Source organism: Cupriavidus sp. 09_S30 (assembly GCF_056930435.1).
Map to the genome: position 1 here is coordinate 2,146,676 of NZ_JBXOWI010000002.1, position 13,918 is coordinate 2,160,593.

General features: G+C 69.4%; 11 protein-coding genes. 2 read left to right on the forward strand and 9 right to left on the reverse strand.

Features of this window, described 5'->3' with window-relative positions:
• Window positions 1–63 precede the first annotated feature (63 nt).
• The 5 genes from AC1Z3O_RS29805 to AC1Z3O_RS29825 form a co-directional block, all read right to left on the reverse strand.
• Entirely contained in the window at window positions 64–1,059 is a 996-nt protein-coding gene (locus AC1Z3O_RS29805; RefSeq protein WP_483520132.1) for a TonB family protein, read from the reverse strand.
• A gap of 189 nt (window positions 1,060–1,248) precedes the next feature.
• Window positions 1,249–2,346 (reverse strand): CaiB/BaiF CoA transferase family protein, encoded by a 1,098-nt coding sequence (locus tag AC1Z3O_RS29810; protein WP_483520133.1) that lies wholly within the window; start codon window positions 2,344–2,346, stop codon window positions 1,249–1,251.
• 22 nt (window positions 2,347–2,368) lie between these two features.
• On the reverse strand, window positions 2,369–3,349 hold the full coding sequence (locus AC1Z3O_RS29815) for a Bug family tripartite tricarboxylate transporter substrate binding protein (RefSeq protein ID WP_483520135.1): 981 nt from the start codon (window positions 3,347–3,349) through the stop codon (window positions 2,369–2,371).
• Window positions 3,346–4,530 carry an acyl-CoA dehydrogenase family protein gene (locus tag AC1Z3O_RS29820; protein WP_483520136.1) on the reverse strand — a complete coding sequence of 395 codons (1,185 nt, stop codon included), beginning with the start codon at window positions 4,528–4,530 and terminating at the stop codon, window positions 3,346–3,348. Before AC1Z3O_RS29820 ends, AC1Z3O_RS29815 begins: the two co-directional genes overlap by 4 nt.
• A gap of 11 nt (window positions 4,531–4,541) precedes the next feature.
• Window positions 4,542–6,095: an AMP-binding protein gene (locus AC1Z3O_RS29825; RefSeq protein ID WP_483520138.1), complete on the reverse strand. Its 1,554-nt coding sequence runs from the start codon at window positions 6,093–6,095 to the stop codon at window positions 4,542–4,544.
• A 99-nt stretch (window positions 6,096–6,194) separates the two neighbouring features.
• Here AC1Z3O_RS29825 and AC1Z3O_RS29830 point away from each other — a divergent pair, with 99 nt between their 5' ends.
• Window positions 6,195–7,097: a LysR family transcriptional regulator gene (locus AC1Z3O_RS29830; protein WP_483520140.1), complete on the forward strand. Its 903-nt coding sequence runs from the start codon at window positions 6,195–6,197 to the stop codon at window positions 7,095–7,097.
• Between the two features lie 320 nt (window positions 7,098–7,417).
• Complete coding sequence (locus AC1Z3O_RS29835; RefSeq protein ID WP_483520142.1) at window positions 7,418–7,606, forward strand: hypothetical protein; 189 nt, start codon at window positions 7,418–7,420, stop codon at window positions 7,604–7,606.
• Here AC1Z3O_RS29835 and AC1Z3O_RS29840 read toward each other — a convergent pair.
• From AC1Z3O_RS29840 to pelG, 4 genes are all read right to left on the reverse strand, one after another.
• Window positions 7,603–10,011: a CHASE2 domain-containing protein gene (locus tag AC1Z3O_RS29840; RefSeq protein WP_483520144.1), complete on the reverse strand. Its 2,409-nt coding sequence runs from the start codon at window positions 10,009–10,011 to the stop codon at window positions 7,603–7,605. The two genes, AC1Z3O_RS29835 and AC1Z3O_RS29840, sit on opposite strands and share 4 nt — an antisense overlap.
• Window positions 10,001–11,704, reverse strand: coding sequence for a FecR domain-containing protein (locus AC1Z3O_RS29845; RefSeq protein WP_483520145.1), 1,704 nt, complete (start codon window positions 11,702–11,704; stop codon window positions 10,001–10,003). The genes AC1Z3O_RS29840 and AC1Z3O_RS29845 overlap by 11 nt, the downstream gene beginning before the upstream one ends.
• Complete coding sequence (locus tag AC1Z3O_RS29850; protein ID WP_483520147.1) at window positions 11,688–12,398, reverse strand: response regulator transcription factor; 711 nt, start codon at window positions 12,396–12,398, stop codon at window positions 11,688–11,690. The genes AC1Z3O_RS29845 and AC1Z3O_RS29850 overlap by 17 nt, the downstream gene beginning before the upstream one ends.
• 149 nt (window positions 12,399–12,547) lie before the next feature.
• Entirely contained in the window at window positions 12,548–13,918 is a 1,371-nt protein-coding gene (gene pelG / locus AC1Z3O_RS29855) for an exopolysaccharide Pel transporter PelG (protein WP_483520149.1), read from the reverse strand.

A 13,918-nucleotide genomic window follows, 5' to 3' on the forward strand; every position in this document is an offset into this window, starting at 1 on the left:
CGGCCCCCCGCTCAAGCAGCCTGTTCAAGCAGCCCTCTCAAGCAGCTCGTTTAAGCAGCCCGTTCAGGCGGGCAGCTCGCTCTTCGCCTTGTAGCCCGGCGGCACCAGCTCCTTCATGCAGGCCTCCGTCGCCTGCCGGCTGGCCACGTACAGATAGGGCGCGATCGCATCGCTGATGCGCTTGAGGCCGCCCTGCTCCAGGAAGGCCTTCAGGTCGGGGCTCTCGAGCAGGCTGTTGGCCTCCAGTGCATCCGCCCCCGTGATACCGGCAGCCTCGATGCTCTTGCCCTCCAGCGCCGCCGCCTTGGCCTTGCGGCCCAGCGGCGAGCCCAGCAGCCGGGCCAGCCGGATCATCAGCCCCGGATCCGTGATGACCATGGCAAAGCCCGGCCTGACGACCTGCTCCAGCACCGGCTCGCTCAAGCGCGCGCGGGCGCATTCGACATAGCGCGCCTTCGGCACCGGCCCCAGCTTGTCGGGCAGCTTGGCGAATGCCTTGTCCATGCCCGATGCCACCACGGGCCCTACGTCGTAAGCGCGGACCAGCACGTTGAGCGCTTCCTCGAAGTCGGGCGGGAACGCTTGTGGCGGCGGCGCCGCCCGCTGCTCGTTGGTCATTGCCAGGGGCTCGGCCTGCGGCCGCTCGGGCGGCTGGCCTGCGCCGCCGTCCGTCTCACGGTAATCGAGCCGGGCCAGCGCGGTACCGCGGATGGCGTTGCCCGTCGCCGGGTCGTGGAACGGCTGGCACCGGGCCCGGCGCAAGGAGGCCAACGCCGCGGCATCCAGCGCTGCCTCGCCCGAACTCTGCCGGACCGTGGCGGACTCCACGCTGCCGTCTGCGCCCAGCACCAGTTCGAGCTGCACCTGTCCCGCGACACCGGCAGCGCGCAGCGCCGGCGGGTACACGGGCGACTCGACCTGGCACGGTGTGCTGGCCTGCGTGGCGAGATCCTGGAGCGAGAAGGCGAGCTGCGGCGCCGCGCCGCACAGCCCGGGGACAGCAAGCAGGGCAGCCGCGATCGCGAGGCGCGGCGCCGGCAGGTACTTGGACCGTGGCATGAGAGGATCTGGGCGTTCCGGCAAGACCGGGTTCGCTGCTGTGGGCTGGCCCGTTCGGGGTGGCGCGGGCGGCGGCCCTGCCGTCGCCCCCTCAGCAACATCATACCCAGATACGACACCGCCGTTTCGTGCGCTACACCGCGCAGCGCCTGTCCGTGCCGAGCGGCCGGCACGGTGCCCGCGGGCCGGCTAGGCGCCGCCCTCGCCCAGCGCCGGCACCTCGGTACCGCTGTCCGGCAACCCCAGCGAGAACTTCACAGGAAAGCGCAGCGCGATGCTCCCCTCCTCCGGCAAGCTGCGGACCATGCCGCGCGCTTGCACATGCGGGTCCGCGAACAGCTCGCGGGCACCGAGCACGGGAGAGAACGGCAGGTCACGGCCGGCAAAGGCTGCCTCCCACTGCGCCAGCGTGCGGCTCAGGAACATGGCCTTGAGCACAGCATTGACCTCGGCCTTGTGCCGCTGACGACCGGCGCGTGAAACGAAGCGCGCATCGCGCAGGGCGGGATAGGCGGTGCCCATCGCCTCCGCAAGGTTGAGCCAGAACTTGTTCTCCAGGATGCCCATGGCGAGGTGGCGGCCGTCCCGGGTGGCGAACAGGTCGTTGTCGGGCAGCACGGTCGGCGCGGCCAGCGGCTGCGCCTCATACTCGCGCGCGGCCCAGGCGCCGTGTGCGGTCCAGGACAGGATCGCATCGTGAATCGAAACGTCGAGGTGCTGCCCACGCCCGTTCTGGCGCGCGCTCATCACCGCCACTGCCAGTGACAGCGCCGCGTAGCCGGAGGCAGCGTAGTCGGACACGCGGGCGCGCGGACGCGAGACCTTGTCCTCCACCTGCACCGGCACCGACCAGTAGCCGGCCAGCGCCAGGTAGTTCAGGTCGTGCCCCGCCTGCTCGGCGTACGGCCCGCTCTGGCCGAAGCCCGAGATCGAGCACAGCACCACGGCGGGATTGACCGCGGCGAGCACCGAGTAGTCCAGCCCCAGCCGCTGCAGCACGCCGGGGCGGAACCCTTCGACCACCGCATCGGCCTCGCGCACCAGGTCGAGGAAGGCCGCCTTCCCGCTTGCGCTCTTCAGGTCCAGCACGACGGAGCGCTTGCCCCGGTTGAACTGCGCGAACACGGCCGCACCGAGCTGGCGCGAGGTGTCGCCGACGCCGGGCTGCTCCACCTTGATCACATCGGCGCCGAGCTGCATCAGCAAGGTCGTGGCGTGCGGCCCCGGCAGCAGCTGGCTGAAATCGATGATCTTGACGTCCTTCAGGCAGGACCACTCTGGTTTCATCGTCGGCTTTCCGTTGCGGGTCTCAACTGTCATCCATGCCGATCTCGCGCATCAGCGCGCCATAGCGGCGCGTCTCGGCGGCGACCAGCGCATTGAATTCGCCCGGCGAGGCACTGCGGCGCAGTTCGCCCGCGCTGGTGCGCAATTGCGTATCGAACGCCCCGCTCGCCTGCACCTGCCCGACGGCCGCGAAGATGCGTTGCAGCAGCGGCGCGGGCAGCCCGGCCGGCGCGAACAGGCCGCTCCAGTTGTCGATGACGAAGCCTGGCGGCAAGGCTTCGGCCAGCGTCGGCACCTCCGGGAAGTAAGGAGAGCGGGCCGAGGACGATACCGCCAGCGCGCGCAGCTGCCCGTTGTGCAGGTACTGCGCGGCCGTGCCCAGCACCGGCATGCCGAAGTCGGTCTGGCCGCTGAGCATGGCAGCCACCAGTTCCGTCGCCCCTTTGTATGGCACATGCAGCGCGCGCGTGCCGCCCTGGTGCAGCAGCATTTCCACGGCCAGGTGGGCGATGCTGCCCTTGCCGCCAGAGCCATAGCTGAGCGCGCCCGGTGCGCGCCGCAGCGCCGCCACCAGATCGCGCGCGCTGCGGTAGGGCGCCGAGGCGGGCACCGCCAGCACGGTGGGACCACCAGCCAGCGCGCCGATAGCCGTGAAATCGCGCGCCGGATCATAGGGAGGATGCCGGTAGGTATGCACATTGATCACGTGCGTATTGGCGAGGAGACCCAGCGTGTAGCCGTCCGGCGCCGCCCGCTTGAGGGCGCCGGCACCGATGATGCCGCCCGCGCCCGCGACATTCTCCACCACCACGGGCTGGCCCAGGCGCGTGCGCAGTCCTTCGGACAGCACGCGTGCGGTGCTGTCCGGCGCGCTGCCTGCGACGAAGGGAACGATCAGGCGGATCGGCCGGTTGGGGAAGTCAGCGGCAGCGCGCGCGACGCCGCCGGCCATGCCCGCCAGGGCGGACGAGCCGGCCATCGCAAGCCATTGTCTGCGATTCATGATGCGTCTCCCTGGGCCGGCTGCAGGATGGCGCGCGCGATGGTGTTGCGCTGGATCTCGCTGGTGCCGGTGAAGATGCGGAACATGCGCAGCTTGCGGAAGGCCTGCTCCACCGGATGGCCGCGCGTCACGCCCACGTTGCCATGGATCTGCACGGCCTTGTCCGCCACCTCGAAGCAGCGCTCCGAGACGAACAGCTTGCAGGCGGCGGCCTTCATGCGCAGGTCGGCGCCGCTGTCAGCCAGCGCAGCGGTCTGGGCGATCATGCTCTCGCAGGCCCACAAGGCCGCCGCCATGTCGGCCAGCATGTGCTGGATAGCCTGGAAGCGCGCGATCGGTCCGCCGAACTGGCGGCGCTGCCCGGCATACGCCAGCGATGCCTCATAGGCGCTCGTGGCGAGGCCCAGCATGGTCGGGCAGTGCAGCAGGCGGTTCACGTTGATGCGCGACATGCCGAGCTTGAAGCCGTTGCCCTCGCCGCCAAGAATGTTGGCGCGCGGCACGCGCACGTCGGCGAAGGCAATGTCGGCGTCAATGTGCTGGCCAGACATCGGCACGTACTGCTGGCTGACGGTCACGCCGGGCAGGTCAAGGTCGACCAGCACCGCCGAGATCGCCGGCGGCGAGACCGTGGCATCGGTCACGCACATGACGATGGCGAAGTCGGCGAACGGCGCGCCGCTGATGTAGTGCTTGCTGCCATTGATGCGCAGCATGTCGCCCTCGGCCACCGCGCTGGTGGTGATGCTCTGCGCGTCCGAGCCAGAGTGCGGCTCGGTCAGCGCGAAACACACCGACTTCTCGCCGCGGATCACCGGCAGGAAATAGCGCTGGAGCTGGTCCGGGGTGGCGTACTTGAGCATATTGCCCACGCGCGGCGGCCCGCCCAGCTCACCCAGCACGTGGGGCGCGAGCGCAGCCCCGCTGGCTGCCAGGTCGGCCTTGAGCGCGCACTGCGCGGCGATGCTCAGTCCCTGGCCGCCCAGCGCCACCGGCAGGCAGGCAGCGTAGAAGCCCAGTTCGCTGGAACGGCGCCAGATGCCACGCAGCACCTCGCGCGGCCAGGCGTCCTCGGCGCCCAGGCCCAGCTCGCGTTCGAGCGGCAACAGTTCCTCTTCGACATAGCGGCGCACGCGCACGCGCAGGTCGGCCAGGGCGGGATCGGTAAGATGATCGAACACGGCTTGTCTCCTCAGTTCACACGGCGGGCCACGCCCTGCCAATACGGTTCGCGCACGATCTTGCGCGCCACCTTGCCGCTGGCGTTCTTGGGCAGCTCACGCACAAACTCCACCGAACGCGGCGTCTTGTAGTCCGCGATGCGCGCGCGGCAGTGCGCGATCAACGCCTCGGCGTCGGCGCTGCCGCCGGGCCGCAGCGCCACCACCGCCTTCACGCTCTCGCCCCAGGTCGCGTCGGGCACGCTGATCACGCAGGCCTCCATCACGTCGGGATGCTGGTAGAGCACGGCCTCGACCTCGGTCGGATAGACGTTGAAGCCGCCCGAGATGATCATGTCCTTCATGCGGTCCACCAGGTAGATAAAGCCCTCCTCGTCCACCCGTGCGAGGTCTCCCGTGCGCAGCCAGCCGTCGGCCAGCACCTCGCGCGTCAGCTCCGGCTCGCCCCAGTAGCCCTGGAACACATCGTCGCCGCGGATCACGATCTCGCCGATCGCGCCGGGCTCCACTTCCTGTCCTTGCTCGTCGACCACGCGCACCTCGGTCTCGCCATGCGACCGCCCGCAGGAAGCGAGGCGCTCGGGCCGGCTGGCCAGCGCCTGCGCGTGGTCGGCGGTGGACAGCCGGGTCACGCCCGAGGTGGACTCGCTGGCGCCATAGCCCTGCGAGAGAATCGGCCCGATGCGCTCCCACGCCTCGCGGATGCGCGCGGGTGCCATCGGTGCGGCGCCGTAGCTCAGCGTCTTCAGGCTGCTCAGGTCGGCGTGAGCGAGCGCCGGTTCGGCCAGCAGCATGTGAATCATTGCGGGCACCATAAAGGCGTGCGTGATGCGCAGTCGCGCCACCTCGGCCAGGAAGTGAGCGGGCTCGAACTTGTCGAACAGCACCAGCGTGGCGCCGCAGTACAGGAATGGCTGCATCAGCATGCCGGAGGCGTGCGTGACTGGGCCGATCAGCGCCAGCCGGTCGCCGGGGCGCGCCATGCCGTCCATGCCCAGCAGCATCTTGCGCAGTGCCGCCACGCGATTGCCATAGCTCTGCATGGCGGCCTTGATCTTGCCGGTGGAGCCGGAAGAGAAATGCAGCACCGCCAGGTCCGCTGGTGCCGGCACGTGCGACGGCAGTTCGGTGCCACCGCTCGCGAGCAGGTCTTCGTAGCCGGCATAGCCCGGCGCCGGCGCACCGATGGCGACGAAGGCCTCGATCGCGGCGAAGCCGGGCGTCGCTGCGGAATAGTCCGTAAAGCCTGTGCCGCCGATAAACACGCGCGGCGTACAGTTTTCCACCACGTCGCTGGCCTCCGCCGCGGTGAAGCGCGGGTTCAGCGCCGCCTTGACCAGTCCGGACTTGTACAGCGCGCACTCGATCTCCACCAGTTCCGTGCAATTGCGCGATTGCACGGCCACGCGATCCCCGGGGCGCAGCCCGAGCCCGAGCAGGGCGTTGGCCAGCCGCGTGGAGCGCTGGTCGAGTTCGCGGTAGCTGAGCACGCGGTCGCGGTGCATGACTGCGGCCTGGTCTCCCCAGTAGCGCGCAGCCCGCCGCAGGAATAGGGCAAAAGCCATCGATGTCTCCTTGATGAATCCTGGCCCCAGTCTGTAAGATGCCGCCCATCACTACAATGCAGCATTGGCTATCAAGTCATAACCATTGGGAATGTGCAGATGGAGACACGGGATCTGGAGTACCTGCTGTCGATCGCGGCGCATGGCAGCATCGGACGCGCGGCGGAAGCGCTCGGGCTCAGCCAGCCCGCGTTGACCAAGGCCATCCAGCGCGTGGAGGCACAGGCAGGCCTACCGCTGTTCGAGCGCAGCGCCAGCGGCATGCGGCCGACGGAAGCCGGCACCCTCTTCCTCGATCGCGCGCGCCGCATCCAGCTCGAGTACGACGACGCGATCAAGGAAATGCAAGGCATCCGCACCGGCCAGCTCGGGCTGCTGCGGCTGGGCTATTCACCTTCGATAGCCGACGCGCTGGTACTGAACGCCTGCCGCCGGCTGCTGCGCGAACGCCCCGCCGCCCGCCTGCGGCTGCACAGGCGGCTGGCCCGCGACCTGAACGACGCGCTGTTGGCCGGCGGGCTGGATCTGGCCGTTGCGCCCCTGCCCAGGCTGCGCGCCGGCGAATTCGCCAGCACCCCGCTCTACGATGACAGCCTGGCGGTGGTCGCCGACCAGCATCATCCGCTGCTGCAGCGCGGACTGTTGCGGCTCGCAGACCTGGCCGACCAGGAGTGGCTGCTGCCCGAATCCCATATCGTGCTGCGCCAGCAGGTCGACGCAGCCTTCCGCCAGCACGGGCTGGGCGAGCCGCGGCTGCGCATCGAAATCGATTTCGGCAGCACCTCGCTGTTCCGGTTGATCGAGGGCACCCGCATACTGGCGATCGCCAGCGCGCGAGAGAGCGTCGCCACCGCCGGCCTGCGGCCGTTGAACCTGCGCCAGGAAGAACTCGACCTGCGGCGCCATATCGGCGTGATCTCGCGCGAAGGTGCCTACGTGTCGCCGCTGGCGCAACGGATGATCGGATTGCTGCAGGAGGGTGCCGCAGGGGTGGCAAGCTGAACAGACCGTGCGCGACGATGCTGTGTCGCGGTGGGCGGTGGGCGGGAAGAGTGGGCATAGCCCAGCAGAAAAAGAGTGCCCGCACCAGAATTGCTTGCGGGGGGCTGGGCGGGCACGAAAACCGCGCAGATCGAGGTCGTTCTGGCGGAATCGGGATGTTACTGACAGCTTTGCCAGCGTACTGCCAACAATTGTGTCGGGAAACGATCCGCGACGGCGAAGACGGCCCCGGCGGCTGCCGTCATTGCAATTGTTTGCAGTAGGCGGCGCCGGCGCCCCTTAAACTCCGCCTCTTTCCCCACCTTAGGACCCGACCGTCGATGGACCGCAAGAAGGTAATCGGCTATCTCGCCATGGCCATGGTCGCCGCAGCACTGTTCTCGGTGCTCTGCGTCACCTTGCAGCAGGGCAAGGAAGCGGGCGAGGCACGCAAGATCAAGCAGATGGAAAGCCGCGTGCTGAGCCAGCCTGTGGCCGCACATGACGCCGCGCAGACGGCACGCCGCTAGCTCCGCGGCGCCGGCAGGCGCATGATGAAAGTCGCGCCGGCTCCCCGCCGGCTCTCGACGGCCATGGCCCCGCCATGGCGCTGCACCACCGTGCGCACGAACACCAGCCCCAGGCCGACGCCGCCCGGCGCCCCCTGCTCGCCCTCGTGCAGGCGGCTGAAAGGACGGAACAACCTGGCCTGGTCTTCCTCGGCAATGCCCGGCCCCTGGTCGGACACCCGGATCAGGTAGGCGCCCGGCGCCTGGGCCAGTGCCACGGTGACGGTGCCGCCGTCCGGGCTGAACTTGATCGCATTGCCGACCAGGTTGGCGACCGCGCGCGCCAGCATGGCCGGCTCGGCCATCATCACGCAGGGCTCTTCGCAGATATCCAGCTTCAGTTCGATGCGGCGCGCGCTGGCCTGCGCCCACAGCGCATCGGTGGCATCCAGCACCAGGCCGGCGAGGTCGGCCTCCATCAGGCGCAGCGGCTGCGTCTCCGCGCGCGCCAGCCGGATAAAGTCATCGGCCAGGTCCAGCGTGCGCCTGGCCAGCCCCCCGATGCGGGCCAGCAGCGCCGGCTGCGGCAAGGCCTTGGCAGCGTCGGCCTGCAATTCGAGCAAGGCCAGGATGGAAGCCTGCGGCGAACGCATGTCGTGGGACAGGAAGCGCAGCGTCTGCTCGCGCTGGCGCTCGGCGCGGCGCACCTCGGAAATGTCGATCAGGCTGACGATCACCCCCGCCAGCCCGCCGCTGCTGCTGCGCAAGGCAGCCCCGCGCACCAGGAAGGGCCGCTCGTCGCGCGTGCTCAGCTCCACGCCACCCTCTTCGCTATCCTGCTGGCCGGCCTCGCCCGTCGACAAGGCGGCGTGAAGGGCCTCCCAGTAGGCCAGTCCCGGCCCTGCGGCGGGGAACAGCATGCCCAGCAAGGCGCGCACGTCGGGCGGCACGCCGGCGCCCAAGGGCCCCGCCTCGTCCGTCGCGAGCCCGCTCTCGCAGGCGCACAGCGCCACGCAGCGCCGGTTGGCCAGCAGCAGGCGGCCGTCCGGCGCGCTGATCACGGTGGCCTCCGGCAGGCTTTCCAGGGCGTCCGACAGGAATTGCCGCAGGTCGCGCAAGCGCGAGCTCATGCGGTAGACCGCCTCCATACGGTGATCTAGCGAGCGGCCCGCCGGGCCGCGCGGCGCCGGAGCGCCGAGCACGCCCGGCTCGGCCTCCAGCCGTGCGGCCTCGCTTGCCAGAAAGCGCAGCACCGCCTCTTGCCTGCGCCAGCTCCACAGGGGGTAGAACAGCAGGCAGCCGATGATGGCGGGAGCCGGGGCGAACCACAGATGGGCAAAGCCTATCAGCAGCAGGCTGGCCATGAACACGCCGGCCGCCAGCAGCCCGCTGACCAGCAGTGCCGTGCGGGGCGCCAGGATCAGCGCCGCCAGCGCCGCCAGCAGGATGGGCACCACGGTGCCACCCCAGAACCACGGCGGCGAAACGGCCACGATGACGCTGTCCCGTTCCAGTGCCTGGATGGTGTTGGCCAGGATCTCGACGCCGCTCATGCCGCGGCCGTCGCGCGATACCGGCGTGGGGAACACGTCGCCCAGGCCGGTCGCGGCTGCGCCGACCAGTACGGCCTTGCCGCGGAAGATCGCGGGGGAGGCCGCACCGCTCAGCACGTCGCGCACGGAGACCCGCGGAAAGGTGCCGGGCGGGCCGGCATAGGGAATGCGCACCAGGTAGCGCCGCTGCCAGTCGCCATCCACGCGGGCGGCGTCGGGCGCAGCCTCGTGGCGGTAGCTGGCCACCGGCCGCTCGCTGCGGCCGAATCCGGCCATCACCGTCGAGAAGTGCGGCAGCATGGCGCCGGGCAGGCCTTCGCGCAGGAATACCTGCCGGGCTACGCCGTCGACGTCGACGGCCATGTCGATATGCCCGATGGCGGCGGCCCCGAGGCCCGGCATCGGGTAGCGGATCGTCCAGCCGCCGCCAACCGCCTCGGGCAGGGCAGGCAACACCACATTGCCCGCGCGAGCCATGGCGGCCGCCAGCGCCTCGTCGTCACCGGGCGAACGCAGGTCGGGCTCGGACAGGATGATGTCCAGCCCGATCACGCGTGGCTTGCCGGCGGCGATGCGGTCGATCAGTTCGGCCAGCACGGCGCGGCGCCACGGCCAGCGCCCGATCGAGGTGATGCTGGCGTCGTCGATGGCGACGATGATGATGTCGCGCTGCGGCGCGTGGGACTGCGCGGCAATGGCGATATCGTAGACGGCAAGGTCGGCGCGCTCGGTCCACTGCCAGTGGACGCAGGCGACGGCCAGGGCGATCACGGCGGCGCTGAGCAGCCACCAGTCCAGCAGGGTACGGCGCCGGTACGGCGCCAGATACGCCGCCAGCGCGTCTCGCAGCTTGCCGGGTCGCCTATTGTCCACGGCGGATCATGCCGCCCGTGCCGCCGATGGGCTGGCCGGCGCCATCGCGCAGGTACTGCACGACCTCGAAGCGCTGCGGTGCCGAAAATGCCGCATCGCTGACCGCGCCCTTGCCACCCCCGTTGCCATCCCCGCCCCCTTCGCGCGCGACGCGCACATAGTACGCGCCCGAGGCCGGGCGTGGCAGGGCCAGCTCATTGGTCTCGGTGCGCTCGTCCACCAGCGGATGCGCGAAGCTGGCATCGTCGGCCAGCTGCACGCGATAGGCAACGCCGGCCGCAGCCGCCCCGGGCCAGCGGATGCGCAGCGTATCGCCGCCATCGTCGGCCAGGCTCGGCTGGGGTGGCGGCGGCTCCACGGTGAAGGGCACCGCCTCCGACCACGGCCCGGGCATGCCCGCGCCGTCCAGCGAGCGCACCCGCCACCACCACTTGCCCACCGCCAGCTCGCTGCTGGTTTCGATCTGCTCGCCGCGCATGGGCCGCACATCGCCGGAGAAATCCGCATCGCCGGCGACCTCGTACTCGTAGGCGTGCACGCCGGACTCGACCCGGGCCCAGGCAAAGCCGACGCGCTGGCCGTACTGCGTGGAGTCCTTGCCCGGGCGCAGCATGAACGGCGCCGGCGGGTTCAGCTTGACGGTGAAGCGCTGCACCGAAGCCCGTCCGGTCAGGTGCTGCGCGCCGACGGAACTGACGCCCACATAGAGATCGCCCTCGGGCAGGTCGGCCAAGGTGGCATGCGTCGCGGCAAGCTGCTGCGTGGACAGCCACTCGGTCTGTTCGGCATCGCGCGACACCACCACGCGGTAGGCCGTGGCGCCGTCGACCGGCTGCCACTGCAGCATGGCCGTCGCGCCCAGCACCGGCTGCGGCAGCGCCTGCTGCGCCGGAGGCTCAGGCAAGCGCAGCGGCGCCGCCAGCCGCCCGCCGGCCGCGGCGGACACGCCATAGCCGGCCGACAGCTTGGTCCTGGCGCCGGCCGCCCCCGCGCCGGCGACGCCGACCAGGCCCTGCAGCACTTCGCTGCGGTTGCCGCCATCGTCCGCCGCCACGCGATACCGCGTGCCGCGCACACCGGTCACCATCATCGGCGTGCGCATCTCGAAGCGGCCCACGCCCGTGCCGCTCGGCGCCACCTGTGCCTCGGCCGCGCCGGTGCTCACGGTGAACACCGAATCGGTCAGTCCGGTCTTGGAGAATGCGCGCAGGCGCCGCACCTGCACCACGCTCGCTGGCGGCAGCGTCACGCGCGAGCGGTCCGACAATTCGATCGTCACCAGGCCGTTGACGCCGGTCTCGACTCTTGCCGCCTCGGCCAGCTGCATGCCGGCGCGCAGCGGCGCACCATTGGCGCGGACGTCGCCGTGCGCGGCCACCACGCGCGCGCTGCCCGCTTGTTCGGCGATGTACTTCAACGGGATGCGGATGCGCGTGCCCGGCTGGAGCCGGTACGGGTCATCGACGCGGTTGAGTTGCTGCACCGCACGCCAGCTCTCGGACCGGACCATGTACCGGTTCGCCAGGCCGATCAGCGTATCGCCCGGCTGCACGATGTGGATGAAATCCTCGCCCTCCGTGCCGGCGGGCTGTGCCAGCACCGGCGTGACGCACGTGGCACTGGCCACGCCCAGCAACAAGCCGGCCAGCCGCCGTGTGGCGCCGCACCGGCTTCCTTCATTCCGCCTGCTCATCCGCTGCATTCACGCTCTCAAAACGGTAACCGTGGGAATAGACCGACGTCAGCCTGACGCCATTCTCTGGACGCAATGCCAGCTTGATGCGCAGCCGGGACATATGCGTATCCAGCGTGCGCGAGCCCGCCCCGATGCTGCGCCCCCACACGGCCTGCTCCACGACCTCGCGCGACAGCAGCCGGTCGATATTGCGGAACAGGAACAGCGCCAGTTCGAACTCGCGCGGCGACACATCGGCCAGCTCCCCGCCCACGGTGACGGTACGCGCGCCGGCATCCAGCACATAATTGCCCTGGCGGATGATCTCTTCCTGCTGGGCCGCTTCCGGGTAGGCGCGGCGCAGCAGCGCCTGCACGCGCGCATTCAGCTCGGCGCGCCGGATCGGCTTGATCATGTAGTCGTCGGCGCCCACGGTCAGGCCCGCGACGATGTCTTCTTCCTGGGAGCGGCTGGTCAAGAACAGGATGGGCGGCAGGCGGCCGGAATTCTGCCGCACCCAGGCAACGATCTCGGGGCCGGCGATATCGGGCAACTGCCAGTCGACCACCAGCAGGTCGAATACCTGGTCGCGCAACGCCCGCAGCAGGCTCCTGCCGTCCGCAAAGCTGGCGCACTCATGGCCGGCCTCTTCAAGAATCTGCCGGATCAGCTCAGATTGGTCCTTGTCGTCCTCGACCGAGGCAATTCTCATACATCCCTCTTCCGCCTCCGCCGCACCCACCTGGCACGGCTCCGGGGATGCGCTGGGGCGCATCGCCTTTGCCATGTTACATAACTGATGCCCCATCCGTCGACCCTGGAAAAGTAGGGGAAGGATCACGGGACAACTCAGCGTTTTCGTCATTGCAGCATGAAGGTTTCATACTCAAGACGGCCGAGTTTGCGGTCCAGCAGGCACAAGGACAGCGCCACCACCACCAGCAGCGCGAGCGCGAAGCCGTAGCCGTACCAGGCCGGCCCGAGCGCCAGCGTGAGCCGCGTCAGGCCCAGGTTCAGCACCAGGAACAGCGCTGTCAGCAGCAGTACTTCGCGGCGCCGGTCCAGGTAGAAGTAGATGTTGAGCACGCCCAGCAGTACCACCTGCAGGCTGGCGCCGATCACGTCCACATAGAGCAGCGGCAGGTAGAGCTCCGAAATGCCCAGCATCTGCAGCACCCACCTGCCTGCCGCGAACAGCAGCAGCGACGCGATCGCCTGCACCTTGACGATTTCATACAGGCCCAGCCGGATCGTGCGCACCATGGTGTTGCGCATGTCCTCGATATGCTGCAGCGAGGCGCCACCGCGCACCGCATCGTAGAAGGCATCGTAGTATTCGACGAAGTCCGTCTCCATGCGCACCAGGAACACCGCCATGCCCGGAATGATCGCCAGATAGGCAAGAAAGACCGGGATGTCATAGATGATGGAGGCGTGCAGCGGGCCGATCACCTGCTGCCCGGTGGACGGCGCGTACCAGAACATGAACTTGTCGGCCCACACGCCGAGGTTGTACAGCAGGCCGATCGCCATCAGGGTGGGATACAGGCGGCGGCGCTCGAACACCTCGAAGGAAATGAAGCGCGGGCTGCTGTAGTTGCGGTAGATCAGCGCCGCCATGCCGGTGAGCAGGCACAGCTGGCCGGCCACGAAGCCCGCCAGCAGCCCTTCCAGGCCTTGGCCGCGCAAGGCCAGCGCGGCCGCTACGCTGATGCCGTAACCGAACAGGAAGTTCCAGACGATGGCCTTGTACTGCTTCATGCCCGACAGGAAGATCGCCGCGATCCAGATATTCCCCATCACCACGAAGCCCGCCATCATCAGCAGCCGGTACAGCACCGACTGCGCCGGGAAGGCGAACAGCGCGGCCACCAGGCCGGTCCCGCCCGACAACAGCGTGACCAGCAGCGCCACCGCGTGGTAATTGGACAGTACCAGGTCATCGCGCTTCTCGAACAGCCGGTCCGAGGTGAAGCGGGTGAACGAGAGCTGCATGGGCCCGGTCAGGATCAGGCTGCCGGCGATCAGGTAGGTCACCGACACCTGGAACTGGGTGATCTGCACCCCCGGCACCACCAAAGGCAGGCTCAGCACGCCGATCAGCAGGATGCCGACGATGGACAGGATCCACGGCCCGGAACTGATGATGCCCGCGTAGGCGTAGGCGCCCAGCACGCCGGACAGGCTGTCGCGGCGCATCATCTTGCGCAATTCGAATCCGATGCCGGCCAT